Annotated in this window: 20 protein-coding genes; all 20 read left to right on the top strand. The window is 59.2% G+C overall.

Annotated elements, in window-relative coordinates:
- Positions 1-176: 176 nt before the first annotated feature.
- A complete protein-coding gene (locus tag LUB09_RS03950; RefSeq protein ID WP_231421704.1) occupies positions 177-686 on the top strand; it encodes a DnaT-like ssDNA-binding protein in 510 nt (169 codons plus the stop codon).
- A gap of 53 nt (positions 687-739) precedes the next feature.
- A complete protein-coding gene (locus tag LUB09_RS03955; RefSeq protein WP_231421705.1) occupies positions 740-1,321 on the top strand; it encodes a hypothetical protein in 582 nt (193 codons plus the stop codon).
- 87 nt (positions 1,322-1,408) lie between these two features.
- Positions 1,409-2,149, top strand: a complete 741-nt coding sequence (locus tag LUB09_RS03960; RefSeq protein WP_231421849.1) for a hypothetical protein — start codon at positions 1,409-1,411, stop codon at positions 2,147-2,149.
- 6 nt (positions 2,150-2,155) lie between these two features.
- A complete protein-coding gene (locus LUB09_RS03965) occupies positions 2,156-3,196 on the top strand; it encodes a hypothetical protein (RefSeq protein WP_057009009.1) in 1,041 nt (346 codons plus the stop codon).
- A 44-nt stretch (positions 3,197-3,240) separates the two neighbouring features.
- Complete coding sequence (locus LUB09_RS03970) at positions 3,241-3,603, top strand: HeH/LEM domain-containing protein (protein ID WP_231421706.1); 363 nt, start codon at positions 3,241-3,243, stop codon at positions 3,601-3,603.
- A 10-nt stretch (positions 3,604-3,613) separates the two neighbouring features.
- A complete protein-coding gene (locus LUB09_RS03975; protein WP_231421707.1) occupies positions 3,614-3,991 on the top strand; it encodes a hypothetical protein in 378 nt (125 codons plus the stop codon).
- 2 nt (positions 3,992-3,993) lie between these two features.
- On the top strand, positions 3,994-4,386 hold the full coding sequence (locus LUB09_RS03980) for a hypothetical protein (protein WP_231421708.1): 393 nt from the start codon (positions 3,994-3,996) through the stop codon (positions 4,384-4,386).
- A 1-nt stretch (position 4,387) separates the two neighbouring features.
- Positions 4,388-4,972, top strand: coding sequence for a hypothetical protein (locus LUB09_RS03985; RefSeq protein WP_231421709.1), 585 nt, complete (start codon positions 4,388-4,390; stop codon positions 4,970-4,972).
- Complete coding sequence (locus LUB09_RS03990; protein ID WP_231421710.1) at positions 4,969-5,388, top strand: phage tail terminator-like protein; 420 nt, start codon at positions 4,969-4,971, stop codon at positions 5,386-5,388. The genes LUB09_RS03985 and LUB09_RS03990 overlap by 4 nt, the downstream gene beginning before the upstream one ends.
- Before the next feature lie 68 nt (positions 5,389-5,456).
- The gene (locus tag LUB09_RS03995; protein WP_231421711.1) at positions 5,457-6,128 is read left to right on the top strand and encodes a phage tail protein; all 672 of its coding nucleotides are present in this window, start codon (positions 5,457-5,459) and stop codon (positions 6,126-6,128) included.
- A gap of 2 nt (positions 6,129-6,130) precedes the next feature.
- Complete coding sequence (locus LUB09_RS04000) at positions 6,131-6,511, top strand: phage tail assembly chaperone (RefSeq protein WP_231421712.1); 381 nt, start codon at positions 6,131-6,133, stop codon at positions 6,509-6,511.
- Between the two features lie 47 nt (positions 6,512-6,558).
- Positions 6,559-6,831, top strand: coding sequence for a DUF1799 domain-containing protein (locus tag LUB09_RS04005; RefSeq protein WP_420876057.1), 273 nt, complete (start codon positions 6,559-6,561; stop codon positions 6,829-6,831).
- A 27-nt stretch (positions 6,832-6,858) separates the two neighbouring features.
- Complete coding sequence (locus tag LUB09_RS04010) at positions 6,859-9,912, top strand: phage tail tape measure protein (RefSeq protein WP_231421713.1); 3,054 nt, start codon at positions 6,859-6,861, stop codon at positions 9,910-9,912.
- A complete protein-coding gene (locus LUB09_RS04015; protein ID WP_231421714.1) occupies positions 9,912-10,250 on the top strand; it encodes a phage tail protein in 339 nt (112 codons plus the stop codon). Before LUB09_RS04010 ends, LUB09_RS04015 begins: the two co-directional genes overlap by 1 nt.
- Before the next feature lie 11 nt (positions 10,251-10,261).
- A complete protein-coding gene (locus LUB09_RS04020) occupies positions 10,262-11,014 on the top strand; it encodes a phage minor tail protein L (RefSeq protein ID WP_231421715.1) in 753 nt (250 codons plus the stop codon).
- A gap of 2 nt (positions 11,015-11,016) precedes the next feature.
- Positions 11,017-11,772, top strand: coding sequence for a C40 family peptidase (locus LUB09_RS04025; RefSeq protein ID WP_231421716.1), 756 nt, complete (start codon positions 11,017-11,019; stop codon positions 11,770-11,772).
- Between the two features lie 92 nt (positions 11,773-11,864).
- Positions 11,865-12,671, top strand: coding sequence for a DUF6694 family lipoprotein (locus LUB09_RS04030; protein ID WP_231421717.1), 807 nt, complete (start codon positions 11,865-11,867; stop codon positions 12,669-12,671).
- Positions 12,672-12,689: 18 nt separating this feature from the next.
- Positions 12,690-13,112, top strand: a complete 423-nt coding sequence (locus LUB09_RS04035) for a hypothetical protein (protein WP_231421718.1) — start codon at positions 12,690-12,692, stop codon at positions 13,110-13,112.
- 56 nt (positions 13,113-13,168) lie between these two features.
- On the top strand, positions 13,169-13,762 hold the full coding sequence (locus LUB09_RS04040) for a tail assembly protein (protein ID WP_231421719.1): 594 nt from the start codon (positions 13,169-13,171) through the stop codon (positions 13,760-13,762).
- Positions 13,763-13,822: 60 nt separating this feature from the next.
- Positions 13,823-17,548: a TipJ family phage tail tip protein gene (gpJ, locus tag LUB09_RS04045; RefSeq protein ID WP_231421720.1), complete on the top strand. Its 3,726-nt coding sequence runs from the start codon at positions 13,823-13,825 to the stop codon at positions 17,546-17,548.
- The last annotated feature ends 153 nt before the right edge of the window (positions 17,549-17,701 follow it).

Below are 17,701 nucleotides of genomic sequence, written 5' to 3' on the forward strand. Positions count from 1 at the left end.
ACCACTACAGGGGCGCTTGACTGTGTCAAGACGCCTTGGAATCCAATGAGAGTTTTCAGGCCGGATTTGTGGCGTATGCAGAAAAGAAGTGCGCCATCTTCACAGCCTTTTGTGGGGTAAAGTTCGCTTAAGACAAAGCGGTACATTTTTCTTCCTTAATTGAGTATTTTGGCGAGATGCTTATATCTGAACGAATGCTGGTAGTCGAGCATGGTCAGGGGAGTAGGTTTTCTAATAGCTTCGTGCCGCTGGAGAAGCTGACCTTCTACCGCGACTACTATGGGTTCCGGATAGCTGAAGCAGAGACTGACCAGGTCGAACTGCTGTTGCGCGCTGCGGCCGACATCAATGGTCGCCAGTGGAAAGGGCGCAAGGCCAGTCTTGAACAGGCAATGGCCTGGCCCCGGCGGGACTGCAAGATCGAATACCAGACGCTGTCCGAGACATTCGTGCCCTTTGAGCTGGAGTGGGGCCAGGTGCGGTTGGCGGTTGAGCTATATGCCGCCGAGCAGGGCTTCCAGATCGAAGAGCCGACGCATTGCACTGAGCCCAATGGTCGGCGCACTCGCCTTAACCGCGATACGCCAGGCCTGCGTATGCGTCCGCCGCCATACGCGCCCAGCAGGACTCAGTTCGCCGATTACCTGATGATGCGCGGACTGTATGTGGTTGATTCGTCAGTGTGAAGTTGGAGGCAATCAACGCACCTGTTATAAAGCCGCCCCGAATAGGAGGCTTTATGAAGTGGATTCTGTGCTTTGTTGTTTTATTTTTGTGCGCGATCTCCGGGTTTCTTGGGCTAACCGCAGGCATTAACTTAAATCCCGAGTCGACAGTTAAATTCGTACCTTCATGGGGAAGTCTCGGAGACTGGGTTTCTGGGACGGGCGCGCTCTTGGCTGTGCTCGTCACACTCTGGCTTGCTGATAAGCAGCGTCGAGAGGATGTGGAAAGCCTGAAGGTGGGGTTGGTAATGGGAATGATGTCTCACGGGCCGGACGCGTTGTTTGCCAGCGTTAACGTTACTTCAGATGGGAAGCGACCAGTCCTCATCACTGGCGTTACCTTCATGTCACATCATGCGAAGCAGGCTATGCACGTCACAGGGTTCATGTCTTTTGGAAATTCTTTGCCTATTCGTCTGAATTATGGGGAGCAGGCCCAGTTTCCCTTGGAGTTTGGATTTGAGAACGCCCTCAACAATTTCGTGCGCGCTCACTGTAACGGTAGAGCTGACGGTCTAAGGGTTGTCGTATCAACCAGCCTTAATGAATTCTCAAAGCCAGTACCCGTCTCAATGCTGTCGATGAACAGAAATTGATAGCCCAGCAATCCAACACCAAGCCGCCCAATGGGCGGTTTTTTTATGCCTGCAAAGCGGGCCGACCAAACCCAAGGGGTGCACCAAGTGGCAGACGAAAACCAGATTGATCTTGAAGACCCGGCAGTTCAGACCGCCATTGCTGCAGCCGTTGAGGCTGCAACCCTGGGGCTCAAGAACAAAAACACCGAGCTACTTGGCTCGCTCAGGACCACCAAAACTGAATTGGATGGCTTCAAAACCCAGTTCGAAGGCCTGGACATCGCAGCCGTGAAGGGCCTGCTGACCAAGGTCGGCCAGGATGAAGAAACCAAGCTGATTGCCGAGGGCAAGCTGGACGAGGTCATCAGCCGCCGTACCGAGCGCCTGCGCACCGACTATGACACCAAGCTGGCCGCCGAGAAGGCTCGTGCCGACAAAGCCGAGCAATTCGCCGCCAAGTACAGCGACAAAGTGCTGGCTGACTCAATCCGCGCTGCTGCCATCAAGGCCGGCGCGCTCCCTGAGGCTGCGGAGGACATCATCCTGCGCGCCCGGGGCGCTTTCAAACTCAGTGAAGACGGCGAGGCAATCGCCACCGACCGTGACGGCGAGGTCGTTTACGGGAAGGACGGGAAAACCCCGCTGTCGCCGCTCGAATGGGCGGAGTCGCTGCGTGAAACAGCAACACACCTGTGGCCAAGGGCTCAGGGTGCCGGTCCGACCGGCGATCAAGGTGGCAAGGCCACGAAGAAGTTTTCCGACATGACCGAATCCGAGCGCACCGCACTTTACAACGCGGACCCGGCGAAATATCGCCAACTGCGCGACGCCACCACACAGGAGTAACACACTATGGCGACTACTCGCCTTTCCGACGCAGTCATCCCCGAGGTCTATGCCGATTACCAGGCAGAGAACACCCCGGAGAAAACCGCGTTTTTCGAATCCGGCGTTGTTGTACGCAACGAGATGCTGGACACCAAAGCCAAGACCGGCGGCCAAGAAATTCAGATTCCGTTCTGGCGCGACCTGGACGCATCGGTTGAGCCAAACGCATCGAACGATGATCCTGCGGACATGGCGTCGCCGAATAAGCTGGGCTCTGGCCTGCAAAAGGCTCGCATCAGCTACCTCAACCAAGGCTATTCGGCCTCGGACCTGGTAGTTGAACTGTCCGGCTCCGATCCGATGCAGCGTATTCGCAATCGATTCGGAACCTACTGGCAGCGCCAGTGGCAGCGCCGCGTGATTGCGTCCGCTGTGGGCGTTCTCGCCGACAACGTAGCCAACGACGGCGGCGACATGGTCTTCGACGGCAGCGCTGCGCTCTGGTCGCGCAAAGCCTTCACTTCTGCCGTGTTCACCCTGGGCGATGCCTTCGGCCAGCTTTCGGCAATCGCCGTTCATTCCCTCGCTTACAAGCAGATGGTCGACGCGGACGATATCGATTACATCAAGGACAGCCAGGGTAACCTGACCATCCCGACCTTCATGGGTCAGCGTGTAATTGTCGATGACTCCATGCCGGCCATCAGCGCAGGCGATCCGGCCACTATCACCACCACTGCGGTGCTGTTCGGTGCTGGTGCGTTCGGCTATGGCGAAGGCGACCCAGAAATGCCGGTCGAGATCGAGCGCCAGGCGCGGGCCGGCAATGGCGGCGGCGTTGAGACCTTGTGGGAGCGCAAGACCTGGATCCTGCACCCGTTCGGCTACCAGTTCACCGGCGACGACATCACCAATCGGGCGAACCTGCGCGGCCGCACCGGCGCGGACACGACCGTTGATGAGTTTTCCCCGCTGCTCGCCGACCTGCGCAAGGCCGCCAACTGGAACCGCGTCGTGGATCGTAAAAACGTCCCTATCGCATTCCTGAAAATCAAAGGCGCCTGACCGATAAGCGAGGGCTTCGGCCCTCGCGATGATGGGAGAACATCATGGTAAACGACGAAATCAAGCCAGGTGAGCAACTGACGCTTGCCCAGATCAACCGACTGGTCAAGCAGGCGCAGGAACAGCAATCTCCAAATCCAGGCTCTGGCCTGCGCGAAGACGGCCCAACTGTCGAAGAGTTCATCGCGTCCGGTTACACGGCGAGCAACTACCCACCAGCTGGGTATGCGTCTCGCAGCACCGCCGAGGAAATCGCGGCGGCTCTGGAGGCCGAGAAGGGAGCCCCTGAAACCGACCCTCTCAAAATGAAGGTCCCCGAGCTGAAAGAGTGGCTGACCGCGAAGGGCATTACCTTCGACGCGACCGCCAAGAAAGAAGACCTGCAGGCCTTGGTGCCAGCGGAATAAGGACAAGCACATGACCGACTTCATCACCGTTGCCGATGTTGACGCCCAGCTCGGTCCTGACTGGGCCGGTACCGGTGATCCGGTCCTTGCTGTGACCATGGCAAACGCCTGGCTCACGGCAAAGATTAAGCGGGCTGTTCCCGATCCGGTTCCGTCCGAGATCAAAACAGCCGGTGCCCAGGTCGCCAAAGAGGCGGTGGCGGGCAAGCTGTACACAGCAACGCAGAAGGAAGTGCAGAGCAAGACGGTCTCGGCTCAGCCCGGCACATCGGTGAGCAAAACCTACGTGGCAGGCTCTACCGATCAGTCGGCCGGCGTCAACTTCGCCCTGGCGCTGCTGGCCCCGTGGATCAAGCGCTCCGGCGTGATGATGCTGAAGAGGATCTGACCGTGGGCATGCGCGAAGAGATCCAGGCTGAATTAGCCGAGTCGTTCGACGACCCTGATGGGTTGGCCGACGCGGTTAAGCCCGTGACGGGCGTGCGCAAGATTGCGGGAGAATATGACCCCGACCTGGGTGGCGAAACGCTGGATACCACCGTCACTTACACGGGGCGCGGTGTTCTGGGCAGCTACCTGTCCAAGGAAATCGACGGCTCCCTCATCCAGACGACCGACAAGAAGCTGCTGGTGCTGCAAAACGAGCTTTTCGTGTCGGAGGCCGGCGTTCCGACGGCGGTACTGGCTGCCCCGGGCATTGGCGATATCGTCAACGGGCTGCGGGTGATGAACGTGTCTGCGGACCCTGCTGATGCGACGTGGACGGCGCAACTGAGGAAATGATATGGCGACCCAATCCGGCAGCTTCGCCCTGAGCCTGGTCCAGTTCGCCGCTCAGACGGGTGAAGCCATCGATGCCAGCGTGCGTGAAATCATCATCGAGGTCGGCAGCAGCCTGATCCGGATGTCCCCCGTGGGCAACCCAGAGATCTGGGCGCAGAACGCGGTGTCCACCCAGTACAACAAGGCCGTCGACGACCACAACAGCGCGCTGCGCAGCGATCCAGCCAACCTTACCAAGGGCGGCAGGCTCAAGAAGGGCCGCAAGCTCAACGACGGCATGGATATCGTCGCGCCGGAAGGCTACGTCGGGGGCCGGTTCCGTGCGAACTGGCACATCTCGCTCGGCGTGGTCGAGAACGTCACCTTTGACGAGGTAGACCCGAGCGGCGCCGAAACCACTGCCGCGCTGGTCGCAGCAATGAGCGACTTCACCGCCGGCCAGATGGCCTACATCATCAACAACTTGCCCTATGCCATCCCGCTGGAGTTCGGCCATTCCACCCAGGCTCCCGGCGGCATGGTCCGGGTAACCGTGGCTCGCTTCCAGCAGATCGTGCTGGAGGCAATCAGGAACAACCAGGTATGAGTCACGCAATCATCGCATCGATCTACGAGGCCAAGCTGATCGCCTGGAACGCTGCCAGGTCGGACAAGCTTAAGATCGTTTTCGAGAACACGGCCTACACGCCGGCGGAGGGCGAGACGTACCTCCGGGCTTTCACCATCCCAGGCGATACCGCAAGCAACACGCTTGGCGGCGATCACCGGCTATACACAGGCGTGTTCCAGGTCAGCATCATCGCGCCGGCGGGGACCGGCAAGACCAAGACCAACCCTATTGCTGCCGAAATCATCTCGCTATTCCCGCTGTACGTTCGCGATATCAAGAATGGCTTCGTTGTCACGCCGATGACTCCGGTGGATGTCGGCCCAGGCATTACTGGCGATTCAGCCTATACGGTACCTCTGTCGTTCTCCTACCGGTCCGACACCACGCCATAACCCGCCCGTTGGGCAAATCCTGAACCCGCCAAGTGCGGGTTTTGTCATTTCTGCAAAGAGGAAAACCCATGTCTGTTTATTTCCCCAACGGGGCAACACTTTCGATTTCCAGCGGATTCGCCGCCGCTAAGCTGATTTCTGCAATCAGCAACGCGAACCCCGGTGTCGCCACCAGCGCCGCAAACGGCTTTGCCAATGGCGATATTCTGCTCGTCACCTCGGGCTGGGAGGACATCAACGAGCGGGCCGTGCGTGTATCCAACGCTGCTGCCGGTGTATTTACCCTGGAAGGCATCGACACATCCAATGTTGCTTTCTTCCCGGACGGCATCAGCGGCGGCACTGCCAAGAAAGTTACCGGATGGGTAGCCGTCAACCAGGTGATCGGCAACTCCATGTCAGGCGGCGAGCAGCAGTATTGGACTTATGCGCCGCTCGAAGCGCGCCGCGACAAGCAGATCCCGACCACCAAGAACGCGCAGGCATTCGCCTTCCAGCTGGCCGATGATGACAGCCTGGCTTGGTACGAAGAGCTCGATAAGGCTGACCGTGAGAAGGAAGTACGCATCCTGCGCATGTCGCTGCCCAACGGCAAAACGATCTACTACGCCGGTTATGCTTCCTTCAACAAGACGCCGACGCTGGTGCGCAACGAAGGCGCGGCCGTCTCCTTCGGCTTCACCATCAACGCCGAGATCACCGCGTATCGCGCGCCTGTTGTCGCTGGCGGCGGGGCTTAATCATGGCGAAGTTCAAGATCGCCCAATCACCGACGTTTCTGGGGGCCGTGATGGTCCCGGTAGTCGGCCAGAATCCGGTGAAGGTGGGCTTCACCTTCAAATACCGAAACCGTATCGAGCTTGCAGCGTTGTTCGACGAGTGGAACCAGCGGCGCAAGGACGGCCTCGATGAGTTCGGCGAAAAGCCCTCCGTGTCCGAAATCGTTGCCGTTGACACCGAAAACCAGATTCAGCAAATCAAGGATTTGGTTGTGGCTTGGGAGTTCGACGATACGTTTGACGACGAGAGCATCAAGGCGCTGGTGACGTCTTGTCAGGGCACAACCGAGGCAGTCGTAGACGCCTATCAGGATGCTTATTCCAAGGCCCGCACGGGAAACTGATACGCGCCGCCCGCGCCCTGTATGAGTCCCCGCCGGATGCCGAGCAGATCGCTGCATTCGGCTGGGACGCAGAGGACATGGAAGAAGAGTTCGATGTTTGGCCTTGCCTTTGGCCAGCATTCCTGCTGTTCAACCGCATGTCGACCCAGTGGCGAGCAGGCGCCGGCGGCGCGATCGGTCTCGATTACAGCAGCATCCGCGACGTGGCCGGGTTCCTCGGCATCAAGAAAAAGAAACTCGCTGAAATCTTCCCTGACCTTCAGGTGCTGGAAGGCGAAGCCCTGCGCGTCATGGCGGAGGAAAGGGAAAACAGCCCGTAACCACGGGCACTTATTCAAGGTGAGTCGATGAACATTGCAGAGCTCGGCGTCAAGATCGACTCGGCCGATGCAATCCAGGCGAAAACGAGCCTGGATGAAATGGCGAAGGCCGGCGGCCGAGCCGAGCAGTCCGCCGTTTCGCTGATGAACGAAATGCAGGCGCTGGAAAAGTCGCTGTCCGCCAGCGCCAAAACCACCCAGGACCTGGCAAAGCAGCGTGACGCTCTCGCCAAGCTGACAAAGACCGGCGCCTATGGCGAGGCCGAGGCTGCGAAGATCTCGGCTCAGCTCGATAAGCAGCAGATCGCCCTGGCCAAGTCTGCGATGGACGAGCAGAAGGCGCTGAACAGTCTGCTGGGGGCGATTGACCCGGCCCGCGCGGCGCTGGCAAAACTGGACAATCAGGTCGAGCAGCTCGGAAAACACCTCGACGAGGGCCGGATCAGCCAGGACCAGTACAACAGTGCCCTGAGCAAGATCGACAAGGATTACGGAAAGCTCGAAAAGACCGCCACCGGTTTTGACAAGCTGCGCCTTGGCACCCGCCAAGCCCAGGAAAACGTCGTGCAGCTGGGTAACGCGCTGTCGTCGGGTGACTGGGGTAGCGGCGTTCGCGCCGTGGCTCAATTGGGAGCGGGTGCTGGTGCGGGTGCTGCCGGATTGCTGGCTATCCTGGCGCCGTTGGCACTGGCCACCGCCGCAGTTGGTGGCCTGGCCGTTGCTTACTACAAGGGCAGCGAAGAGCAGGACCGCTACAACAAATCCCTGATCCTAACTGGTAACTACGCCGGGGTCAGCGCCGGGCAGTTGGGTGACATGGCGCGGCAGGTTAGCGCAACCGTAGGCACCACTGGCCAGGCGGCCGCAGTGTTGGCGCTGCTGGCGGACAACGGAAAGATCGCCGGCGAGAGCTTTACCGGCATCACCCAGGCCGCAGTGTCGATGCAGGAAGCCACGGGCAAGGCCGTGAGCGAGACGGTCGCTGAGTTTTCCAAGCTGGCAGACGACCCTGTAAAGGCCTCTGCCGCATTGAACGATCAGTACCACTACCTGACAGCCTCTGTTTACTCGCAGATTGCCGCACTGGAGCAGCAGGGCGATCACGCTGGCGCGGTGAAGCTTGCGACCGACTCCTATGCCGATGCGATCAATGAGCGCACTCCGAAAATTCTGGAAAACCTGAGCTTCTGGGAGCGAGGCTACAACGCCGTTGCGCGTGCTGCTGACAATCTCAAAAACATCGGCCGACCTGACATTGGTGCAGACATTGAGCAGGCTCGCCGAGACTTGACCGATGCGCAGAAGGGCAATATCGGCCTGTTCCAAAACCAGAAGGAGATGATCGAGTTCCGGCAGAATCGCCTGAACATGCTTGAGGACGAAAAGGCGGCCCAGGCTGATATCGCCAAGTGGGAGGGCGAGCAGGCCAAGGCGCAAGGCGATGCTGTTTCGTCGATGGCCAAGATCGATCTGCTGACCAAATCGTCGTGGACGAACGAGCAGAAGCGCACCGAGGCAATCAAGGAATACAAGCGGCAACTCGATGATATTCGCAAAGTCGACCCGAAGGACTCGCGCTTGGCCCAGGCGGTGATCGATAAAAATATCTCCAACATCAACGACAAGTTCAAGGATCCAAAGGCCGCCGGTACACAGGTCGACCTGACCGCTTTTAACGACTCCAAGAACGAACTGGCAGCGATCACCGACACCTATAAAAACTACCAGAAGGAACTGGAAGCGGCTCAAAAGGCAGGCCTGCTGTCCGAGGAAGACTATCTGCTGCGGCGCCAGGCGCTGATTGGCAATCAGCTCGACCAGACGACGGCGGCCTATGAGGCTGAGATTGCGGCACTGGAGGCAGCGAAGGGCAAGAAGACTACGTCGGCCGCGCAAAGCATCCAGCTGGACCAGAAAATCGCCGATGCGCGCGCGGGCATGGTCAAGGCGCAGAAGGATGCCGACAGCCAGCTTGAGGTGTTGGCGACCAACGAGACCGGCCGCCTTGCCAAGCAGGAGCGTTCGATCAGCACTTACGTGCAGGCGCTGGGGCAGCAGCAGCGTGCGCTGGAGCTTGCTGGGCAGCGCGCAGTATTGGGCGTGGGCCGTGGCGACCGGCAAAACGCTCTCAGCGGCGAACTGAACAGCCAGCAAGATCGGTTTGTTCAGCAGACGCTGGATCTTGCCAACCAAAAGTCCGATCCGTCGCGCAACATGTCGGAGGAAGAGTTCAAGCGGAAGTCTCAGGCGCTCGCCGACGCGAACAAGGCCGCCACTGACCAGATCCGGCAGAACTACGTGGATGTGGAGAGTGCTCAGGGCGACTGGACGAAGGGCGCAACGGCAGCCTGGGAAAACTATCTGGACTCGGCAAAGGACATTGCCGGCCAGACCAAGAGCCTGTTCGGTAATGCCTTCAGCTCCATGGAGGATTCTATCGTTAACTTTGCCATGACCGGCAAGGCGTCGTTCTCGGACTTCGCCAAATCGATCCTGGCCGATATGGCGCGAATCGCCACTCGACAGGCAAGTTCTGCATTGCTGGGCAGCCTGGTGGGGGCAGCGGCAAGCTACTTCGGCGGCAGCGCTGCGGGCGGTGGGAACGGACTGGCTGCTGGATCTGCTGGGGCGACCTCGTCGAACCTCGGCGCATCGGCAGCAGGCTACTCCAGCACCTATTTTCCGCAAGCCCTGGGCGGCGCCTGGTCTGGTGGAGTGCAGATGTTCGCCGACGGCGGTGCATTCACCAACTCAATTGTTAGCAAACCCACTGCGTTCGGCATGGCCAATGGCAAGACGGGCGTCATGGGCGAGGCGGGGGAAGAGGCGATTATGCCGCTGACTCGCACGTCGAGCGGCAAGCTTGGCGTAATGGCAATGGGCGGCGGATCCGGTGGCACGCAGATCAACGTCGAGGTTCATATCGACGGTGACGGCAACGCTTCTTCCAACGCTGATGCTCCTGGTTACGACCTGTTCGGTAAAGAGCTGGCGACCTTCGTGGAGCAGAAGTATCAGGAGTTCCGTAGCAGGGACATGCGCCAAGGCGGCGTCATCAACAAAGCAATTAAGGGGCGCTGATGGCTATCGAACGATTCACCTGGGCGACGGAGAAGGGCGCGGAGGGAGATATTGCCCAGCGCGTCCGATCCAAGCAGTTCGGCGATGGCTACGAGCAGTCGGTCGAGGATGGCCTCAACAACCGGTCGCAATCCTGGCCGGTGACCTTCACGGGTTTGAAGGGGCGTATCAAAGACATTATGGCCTTCCTCGACCGGCACAAAGGGGCAAAGGGCTTCCTCTGGGAGCCGCCCCTGGGTGAGCTTGGCCTCTACAAGTGCAACGGCTACAAGCCAGTGCACCGGGGCGGCCAGGTCTACGCCATCACCGCTACTTTCCAGCAAACCTTTCATCCCTGAGATAACCGCCCATGGCACTGATCACGGACATCCAGAAACTGGAGCCCGGCGGCGAGATTCGCCTGTTCGAAATTGACGGGACGGAATACGGCGCCGATTACCTGCGCTTCCACGGTCACGCCATCCCGCACACGCCAGAGGAATTGCTTGCCTACGAAGGATCCGAAGAGGACCTGCCAGCCAAGTCGATTATCTGGCAGGGCCAGGAATACGCGGCCTGGCCGGTGCAGATTGAGGGTATTTCCTCGAGCAGCGATGGCACCGCTTCTCGGCCGACTTTCGCCGCAGGCAACGTCAACGGGCGCGTAACAGCGTTGTGTCTGGCCTTCGAGGACATGCTCAAGTTCAAGCTGACGGTCCGCGAGACGCTGGCCAAGTACCTGGACGCTGCCAACTTCCCCGAGGGCAACCCAACCGCCGACCCGACCCAGGAAGCGCTGGAGATCTGGTACATCGACCAGAAAACCAGCGAAGACGGCGAGGCGGTAGTTTGGGAGCTTTCGTCCCCGGGCGAGATCGACAACCACGGGCTGCCCGGCCGGCAGATGACGACCTTCTGCCACTGGGCGATGACGAACGGATATCGCGGGCCGGACTGCGGCTACACCGGCGCCGCCATGTTCGACGACGAGGACAACCCAACGGACGACCCAGCGCTGGACCAGTGCAAGGGTTGCCTGTCGTCCTGCAAGCTGCGCTTCGGCGAAAACAACGAACTGTCCTTCGGTGGATTCCCTGCCGTTTCCCTGATTGCCCGGAGCTGACCATGCGCAAGCACATCATCGCAGCTATCCAGGCGCACGCGGCGGCCCAGTATCCGAAAGAGTGTTGCGGCCTGCTGCTAGCCATCGGGCGCAAGCAAAAGTATTTCCCGTGCCGGAACATCGCCACCGAGCCGAGCGAGGAGTTCCGCCTCAATCCTGAGGATTACGCTGCAGCGGAAGACTTGGGCGAGGTTATCGGCATCGTTCACTCCCACCCGGACGCCACCAGCAGGCCGTCACCGCATGACCTGGCCATGTGCGAGGCCACCGCCTTGCCCTGGAACATTCTGAGCTGGCCTGAGGGCGATATGCGCACGATCACCCCAACGGGCTGCACGCCGCTGCTCAAGCGTCCGTTCGTGCACGGCGCATGGGATTGCTGGCAGGTCTGCGCTGACTGGTACCAGCGGGAATGGGGGATTGAATTTGAGGCCTTCCAGCGCACCGATGGCTGGTGGGAGAGTGCGGAGAACGCGAGCCTGTACGAGCAGCACTACGAGGCGGCGGGCTTTGTGCGCGTCGACCGGCCGCAACGCGGCGACATGATCGTTATGCAGGTCGGCCGGACAGCTCACCCGAATCACGCTGGCATATACCTTGGCACCGATCCGTCGCTGCCTGGTGAGGATTCAGGTGTGTTCGGCCCGGGCCCGTTCCTGCTGCACCATCTGTACGGCAGGCCGTCGGAGATTATCGTCTTTGGCGGCCCCTGGCATAACCGGATGCGCCTGATTCTTCGTAATGTAGGCGCTCGATAGCTCTCGCAACGGATTATTAGAGTGTTGGTCGCAGGAAGATTCTTGTGATGTGATTTTGCTATCCTACCGACTCAAACATAAAGGAAGCGTTTATGAAAAGGATAGTTTTGCTCGGAGCCATCGCTACTCTACTTGTAGGCTGCGGGGACAAGAAAATAGACGGAGCAACGGAAGACTCGTTTAAGAAGTCAATGAGTGCTGTTAGCGAGTCTCTTCCAGCGGATAAACGAGACCAGTTCAAGCAGGATGTGATCCTCCTATCAATGAAAGGCATTGATCTCGCGAGTGTTATGAGCGGGAAACAAACATCCCAAAGCGTTTTTGATACAGCGCGTCAAGATATGGATGGGAAAACCGCTGCTCAAATCATGGATCAGGCGTCGGCGGTTCGCCTTGAACGAGAGAGGCGTGAGAAGGATCAAGCACTTGCTGAAATTCAGGAGCTGATTTCCAAAAAGAACAAAGCGGAGAGCGCGAAGGCGCAGCTTCAAGCATTCACGGTTGGAAAATCCCGGTTTTACTTAGAGAGCCAAAAATATATTTCTCAGAAAAAACCGTTTATAGAGCTTTCTGTGAAAAACGGGACCGCCCAAGCCGTGTCAAGGGCCTATTTCAAAGGAACGATCGCCAGCCCGGGTCGCTCGATCCCATGGTTCTCCGATGTTTTTAACTACGAAATTCCCGGTGGGCTGGAGCCTGGAGAAACGGCTGACTGGGTATTGGGGCCGAATCCTTATAGTGATTGGGGCAAAGTTGATGCTCCTGCAGACGCGGTTTTCACGGTAGAGGTTTATCGCCTTGATGGGGCGAACAAAACGGCCTTATATAGCTCCGAGGGGCTTACAGAATCGAATCAGAAGCGCCTCGAAGCTTTGCAGAAGAAATATTCAGTGAACTGATTCAGGAGGGCGTTGAATATGCGGATTTTGATAGCGGCGGTAGCGGTGGCGATGCTGGCGGGGTGTGCTTCATCGGCGATCTCGGTGAGGGATGCGAAGCCGGTCCCTTCGGACGAGGTCTATGCCTTCCAGACTAAACCGGCTGGCGAGAGCGGAACAATCACCGTGGTGCGCGACTCCGGTGCGGTCGGTTCTGGCTGCGACATCGTTGTTTATGTCGACGGCCGCAGGGCTGCAAAAATCGGGACTGGTCAGCGGGCCACATTCTACCTTCCGCCAGGGTCGCCCAACCTCGGCGCAGGCCTGTCTGGCTCTGGCTTGTGCGCAGGCGCTGCAATTCGAACCATCGCAGCAACGGTGCAGCCAGGCAAGGAAAGCCTGTACCGTATCAGCGGCGACATGGCTGGGTTCTACATAGGGCCTTATGTCGATTACAACTGAATCAAGAAAACCTTGAAGCCGCCTCTGGGCGGTTTTTTATTGCCCCGGAGAAAGTGATGCAGGCATCAGCTATCAACTACCAACCCATGACGACGATTCGCCTGCATGGTCAACTCCGACAGTTCGGAAAGTCCTTCAGGCTCTCTGTGAAATCGCCGGCGGAGGCGATCAAAGCACTATGCGTGCAGATCGCTGGATTCGAGCGGTTTATTTCGAATGCTAAGTCGCGCGGCCTTGAGTTCGCGGTATTTCGCGATAAGCGCAATATTGGGGAAAAGGAACTTAGCTACAACGGCGCCGGAGACATCCGCATCGCGCCTGTGGTCGTAGGCAGCAAGCGCGGCGGTATTCTTCAGACCATCGTCGGTGCGATCTTGATTGTTGTGGGTGTTATTTTCTCTGCAACACCTTTCGGCACTCCGCTCATAGGCGCGGGCATCGGCCTTGTCGCCGGTGGCGTGATCCAGATGCTCAGCCCCCAGGCAGGCGGGCTAAAAACCAGCGCCGCGCCAGAGAACACCCCCGGCTATGCCTTCGGCAGCGCCAAGAACACAACGGCATCAGGTAACCCGGTCCCGCTCTGCATCGGCGAGCGGCGCTGGGGCGGAGCAATCATTAGTGCCGCCATCTACGCAGAAGACCAGATGTAGCCAATACCTGAAGCACCGCGGCCGCCCCATGAGGCGGCTTTTTATTACCTGGAGAAAAGCATGGGCGCAGCACGCAAGATTGACATCCACGGCGCCAAGGGCGGCGAAGAGAAACCAAAAACGCCAACGGAAGCCCCGGACAGTCTGCGCTCGGTCGCTATTGCCAAGATGCTCATCGCTATCGGTGAGGGTGAATTCGAAGGCACGCCGACCGCCCAGGACATTTATCTCGACAACACCCCACTGCAAGACCCTCAGGGCAACATGAACTTCCCGAACGTAAAGTGGGAGTGGCGCACCGGGGCGGTGGATCAGACCTATATCCAGGGCATTCCATCTGTCGAGAACGAGACCACGATTGGCACCGAGTTGCGCAGCGGCACGCCATGGGTCAAGTCCATCAGCAACACCCAGCTTTCCGCCGTTCGTGTTCGCTTTGCCTGGCCAGCGCTTCAGTCGGTAGACGCCGGCGGCAACATCAACGGGTACCGGATTGAGTACAAGGTTGAACTGGCAACTGACGGCGGCGCGTACCAGCAGGTGCTGAGCGAGGCTGTCGACGGCAAGACCACCAGCGTGTACGAGCGCACCCGCCGCATCGATTTGCCGAAGGCTACTTCTGGCTGGCTGATGCGCATCACGCGCCTGACGATCAACCAGAACAACAACAAAATCTCCGACACAATGCAGATCGCCGGCTTCACTGAGGTGATTGACGCGAAGATTCGCTACCCGAATACAGCGCTACTCTACATCGAATTCTCGGCTGAGCAGTTCCGTAGCATTCCGGCGGTAACTGTCGGCTGCAAGGCTCGCAAATGGCAGGTCCCAAGCAACTACGACCCCGTGTCGCGGACATACAGCGGGATCTGGGACGGAACGCTCAAAGAGGCCTACACCAACAACCCCGTATGGGCTACGTATGGGATTACCCTGAGCGACCGCTTCGGACTGGGCCGTCGCATCAAGCCGTGGATGGTGGACAAGTGGGAGCTGTACCGGATTTCCCAGTACTGCGATCAGTTGGTGCCGGACGGGAAGGGTGGCCAGGAGCCACGCTTCATCTGCAACCTGAACCTGCAGAGCAAGGCTGACGCCTGGTCGCTGCTTCAGGATATCTCGACCATCTACCGCGGCATGACCTACTGGGCCCAGGGCCAGGTATTCACGCTGGCGGATATGCCGCGCGCCACCGACTTCGACTTCGCCTACACCAGGGCGAACGTCATCGACGGCAAATTCACCTACTCCAGCGCGTCGGAGCGCACCAGGTACACCCGGGCGCTGATCAGCTACGACAATCCGCTGAACAACTACGACACTGACGTAACTGCGGTGACCGACCAGAAGCTGCAGCGCCGCTACGGTGACAACCCACTGGAGATCAGCGCAATCGGCTGCACCCGCGAATCCGAGGCCCAGCGCCGCGGCAAGTGGGCGCTGCTCACCAACTCGAAAGACCGTGCCGTCAACTTCAAGGTCGGCCTCGATGGGCGTATCCCACTGCCTGGATACGTGATCCCGATCGCCGACGAACTTCTCGCTGGCCGGCCTGTGGGCGGGCGCATCTCGGCGGTGAATGGCAAGGTCATCACCTTGGACCGAGACACCCAGGCCAAGCCCGGCGATCGGCTGATCCTCAACCTGCCCGACGGCAAGTGCGAGGGGCGCACCGTGCAGTTGGTCAGCGGCCGCCAGATCACCGTGACCGTGGCTTATTCCGTGGCGCCCGAACCTGAACTGGTCTGGGCGCTGGATGCCGATGACTTGGCGATCCCGCTTTACCGCGTCGTGAGCGTGGCCCGGCCAGAGCTTGGTGTGTTCGAGATATCGGCCGTTCAGTACGACCCGAGCAAGTTTGCGCACATCGACACCGGCGCGCGCCTTGAAGAACGGCCGATCAGCGTGATCCCGATCACTGTGGTTCCGGCACCTGCGAGCGTCACGATCACGTCGAACGTGTCGATCGATCAGGGTTTGGCCATCAGCACCATGAACATCTCATGGCCTGCCGTGAACGGCGCCGTCGCCTATGACGTGGAGTGGCGCAAGGACAGCGGCAACTGGATCAAAGTGCAGCGCACCGGTTCAGCAAGCGTCGACGTAACCGGCATCTACTCGGGCGCCTACCTGGCCCGGGTCCGTTCGGTGAGCGCCTTCGAGATTTCTTCTATCTGGAAAAGCTCGAACCTGACCAGCCTGGAAGGGAAGACCGGATCGCCGCCTGCGATTTTGTCGCTGACCACCATCAGCGAACTGTTCGGCATCAGAATCAAATGGTCATTCCCGCCTGGGGCCGACGACACCCAGCGCACCGAGTTGTGGTATGGCCCGACCAACAGTCTGCAAGCTGCTACCAGGCTGTCAGACGTGCCGTACCCTCAGGCCGACTACCGCATGCAGTCGCTGCTGGCTGGCACCACGCTGTTCTTCTGGGCGCGCCTGGTGGATCGCACCGGCAACGTTGGCCCGGTCTACCCGTCAGTCACCGGGGTTATGGGACAGTCCAGTTCGGATGCCGGACCCATCCTTGAACAGATCAAGGGGCAAATCGACGAGACGGTACTGGGCCAAAAGCTGAATGACCGCATTGACCTCATCGACGGCAATGGTCCTGGCTCGGTAAACGGACGCATCGCTGCAACCAAGCAGGAACTGGAAGTCCTCATAGACCAGATTGTCGACGCGCTGGAGTACGTGCCGGCCAAGGCCTATGTCCAGGGCGAGATAGTCCGGGTCGGGCAGCACCTGTACCAGGCCAACGGCTCGGTGCCGGCGAACAACCCGCCGCCGAACGCCACCTACTGGACCGATATCGGCACAGTAGTGCAGACGGTTAACGCGCTGGTGACTCAGGTTCAGCAGAACTCGGCCACCATCAACCAGCACGGCCAGGACATTACGGCCCAGGCACAGCAGTTGAGCGTAGTGAAAGCCACGGTGAACGACCCTGTCACCGGTGTCACCGCCACGGCGAGCGGGCTCAGCACGCTCAAAACATCGGTGACCACGCTCGACAGCAAGGTAACCACCACGGCGCAGCGTGTCGACGGCATATATTTGCAGGTCAATCCGCCACTTCAGGGTGATGAGACTGCGCTGATGGGGTCGGAGGCCAGCTACGTAGGTGTCTGGTCAACACAGTCAGCGCTGATCGAGGGCGATCTGGTGCAAGGCCAGCGCACCGAGCTTGTAGAGGTAAAGGTGGCCAACAACGCCGCCGCCGTCGTTGCCGAGCAGACGGCTCGAATCAACGCAGACGGTGCGCTGTCTTCAAGCATCGAAACGGTGAAGACGACGGTTGGCGGAAACTCGCTGGCCATTCAGACCAACAGCACCGCGATCCAGACCGTTAACGGCAAGATCACGGCGAATTGGTCGGTACGGATGCAGTACGAGTCCGCCACCGGCACCTACAAGTACGCAGGTATCGGGCTCGGGCTTGAAAACGGCCCAGGCGGACTGCAGTCGCAGTTCATCATCGATGCGGACAGGTTCGCTATAGGGCAGGCCGGCTCGGTTCCATTCGCGGTGACTGGCGGGCAAACATTCATCAAGGCCGCCTTCATTCAGGACGGAACTATCACCAACGCCAAGATCGGCAGCTTCATCAGCTCCACCAACTACGTAGCCGGCCAGACAGGTTGGATCCTCAACAAGGATGGAACCTTCGAGATAAATGGGGTGGTTCCCGGGCAAGGTCGGTCCGTGATGACAAATCGTTCATTGCGTTTCTGGGATGCGAATGGGGTTAAACGAGTTCAAATCGGAGATCTCACCGAATGACAGAGGGTATTCGACTGTGGGGGGCGGGTGGACTTCTTGAGCTTGACGAGAATTCGTTTACTGTAGGTGTTACTTATTCCGCAATAGTTTCAAAGTCTGGTTCTGCCGGAAGGACTCAGTTTATATCTATACCAGGTATAGACCCTTCTACGC

The organism is Pseudomonas sp. Leaf59 (assembly GCF_920984685.1).
Lineage (GTDB): Bacteria > Pseudomonadota > Gammaproteobacteria > Pseudomonadales > Pseudomonadaceae > Aquipseudomonas.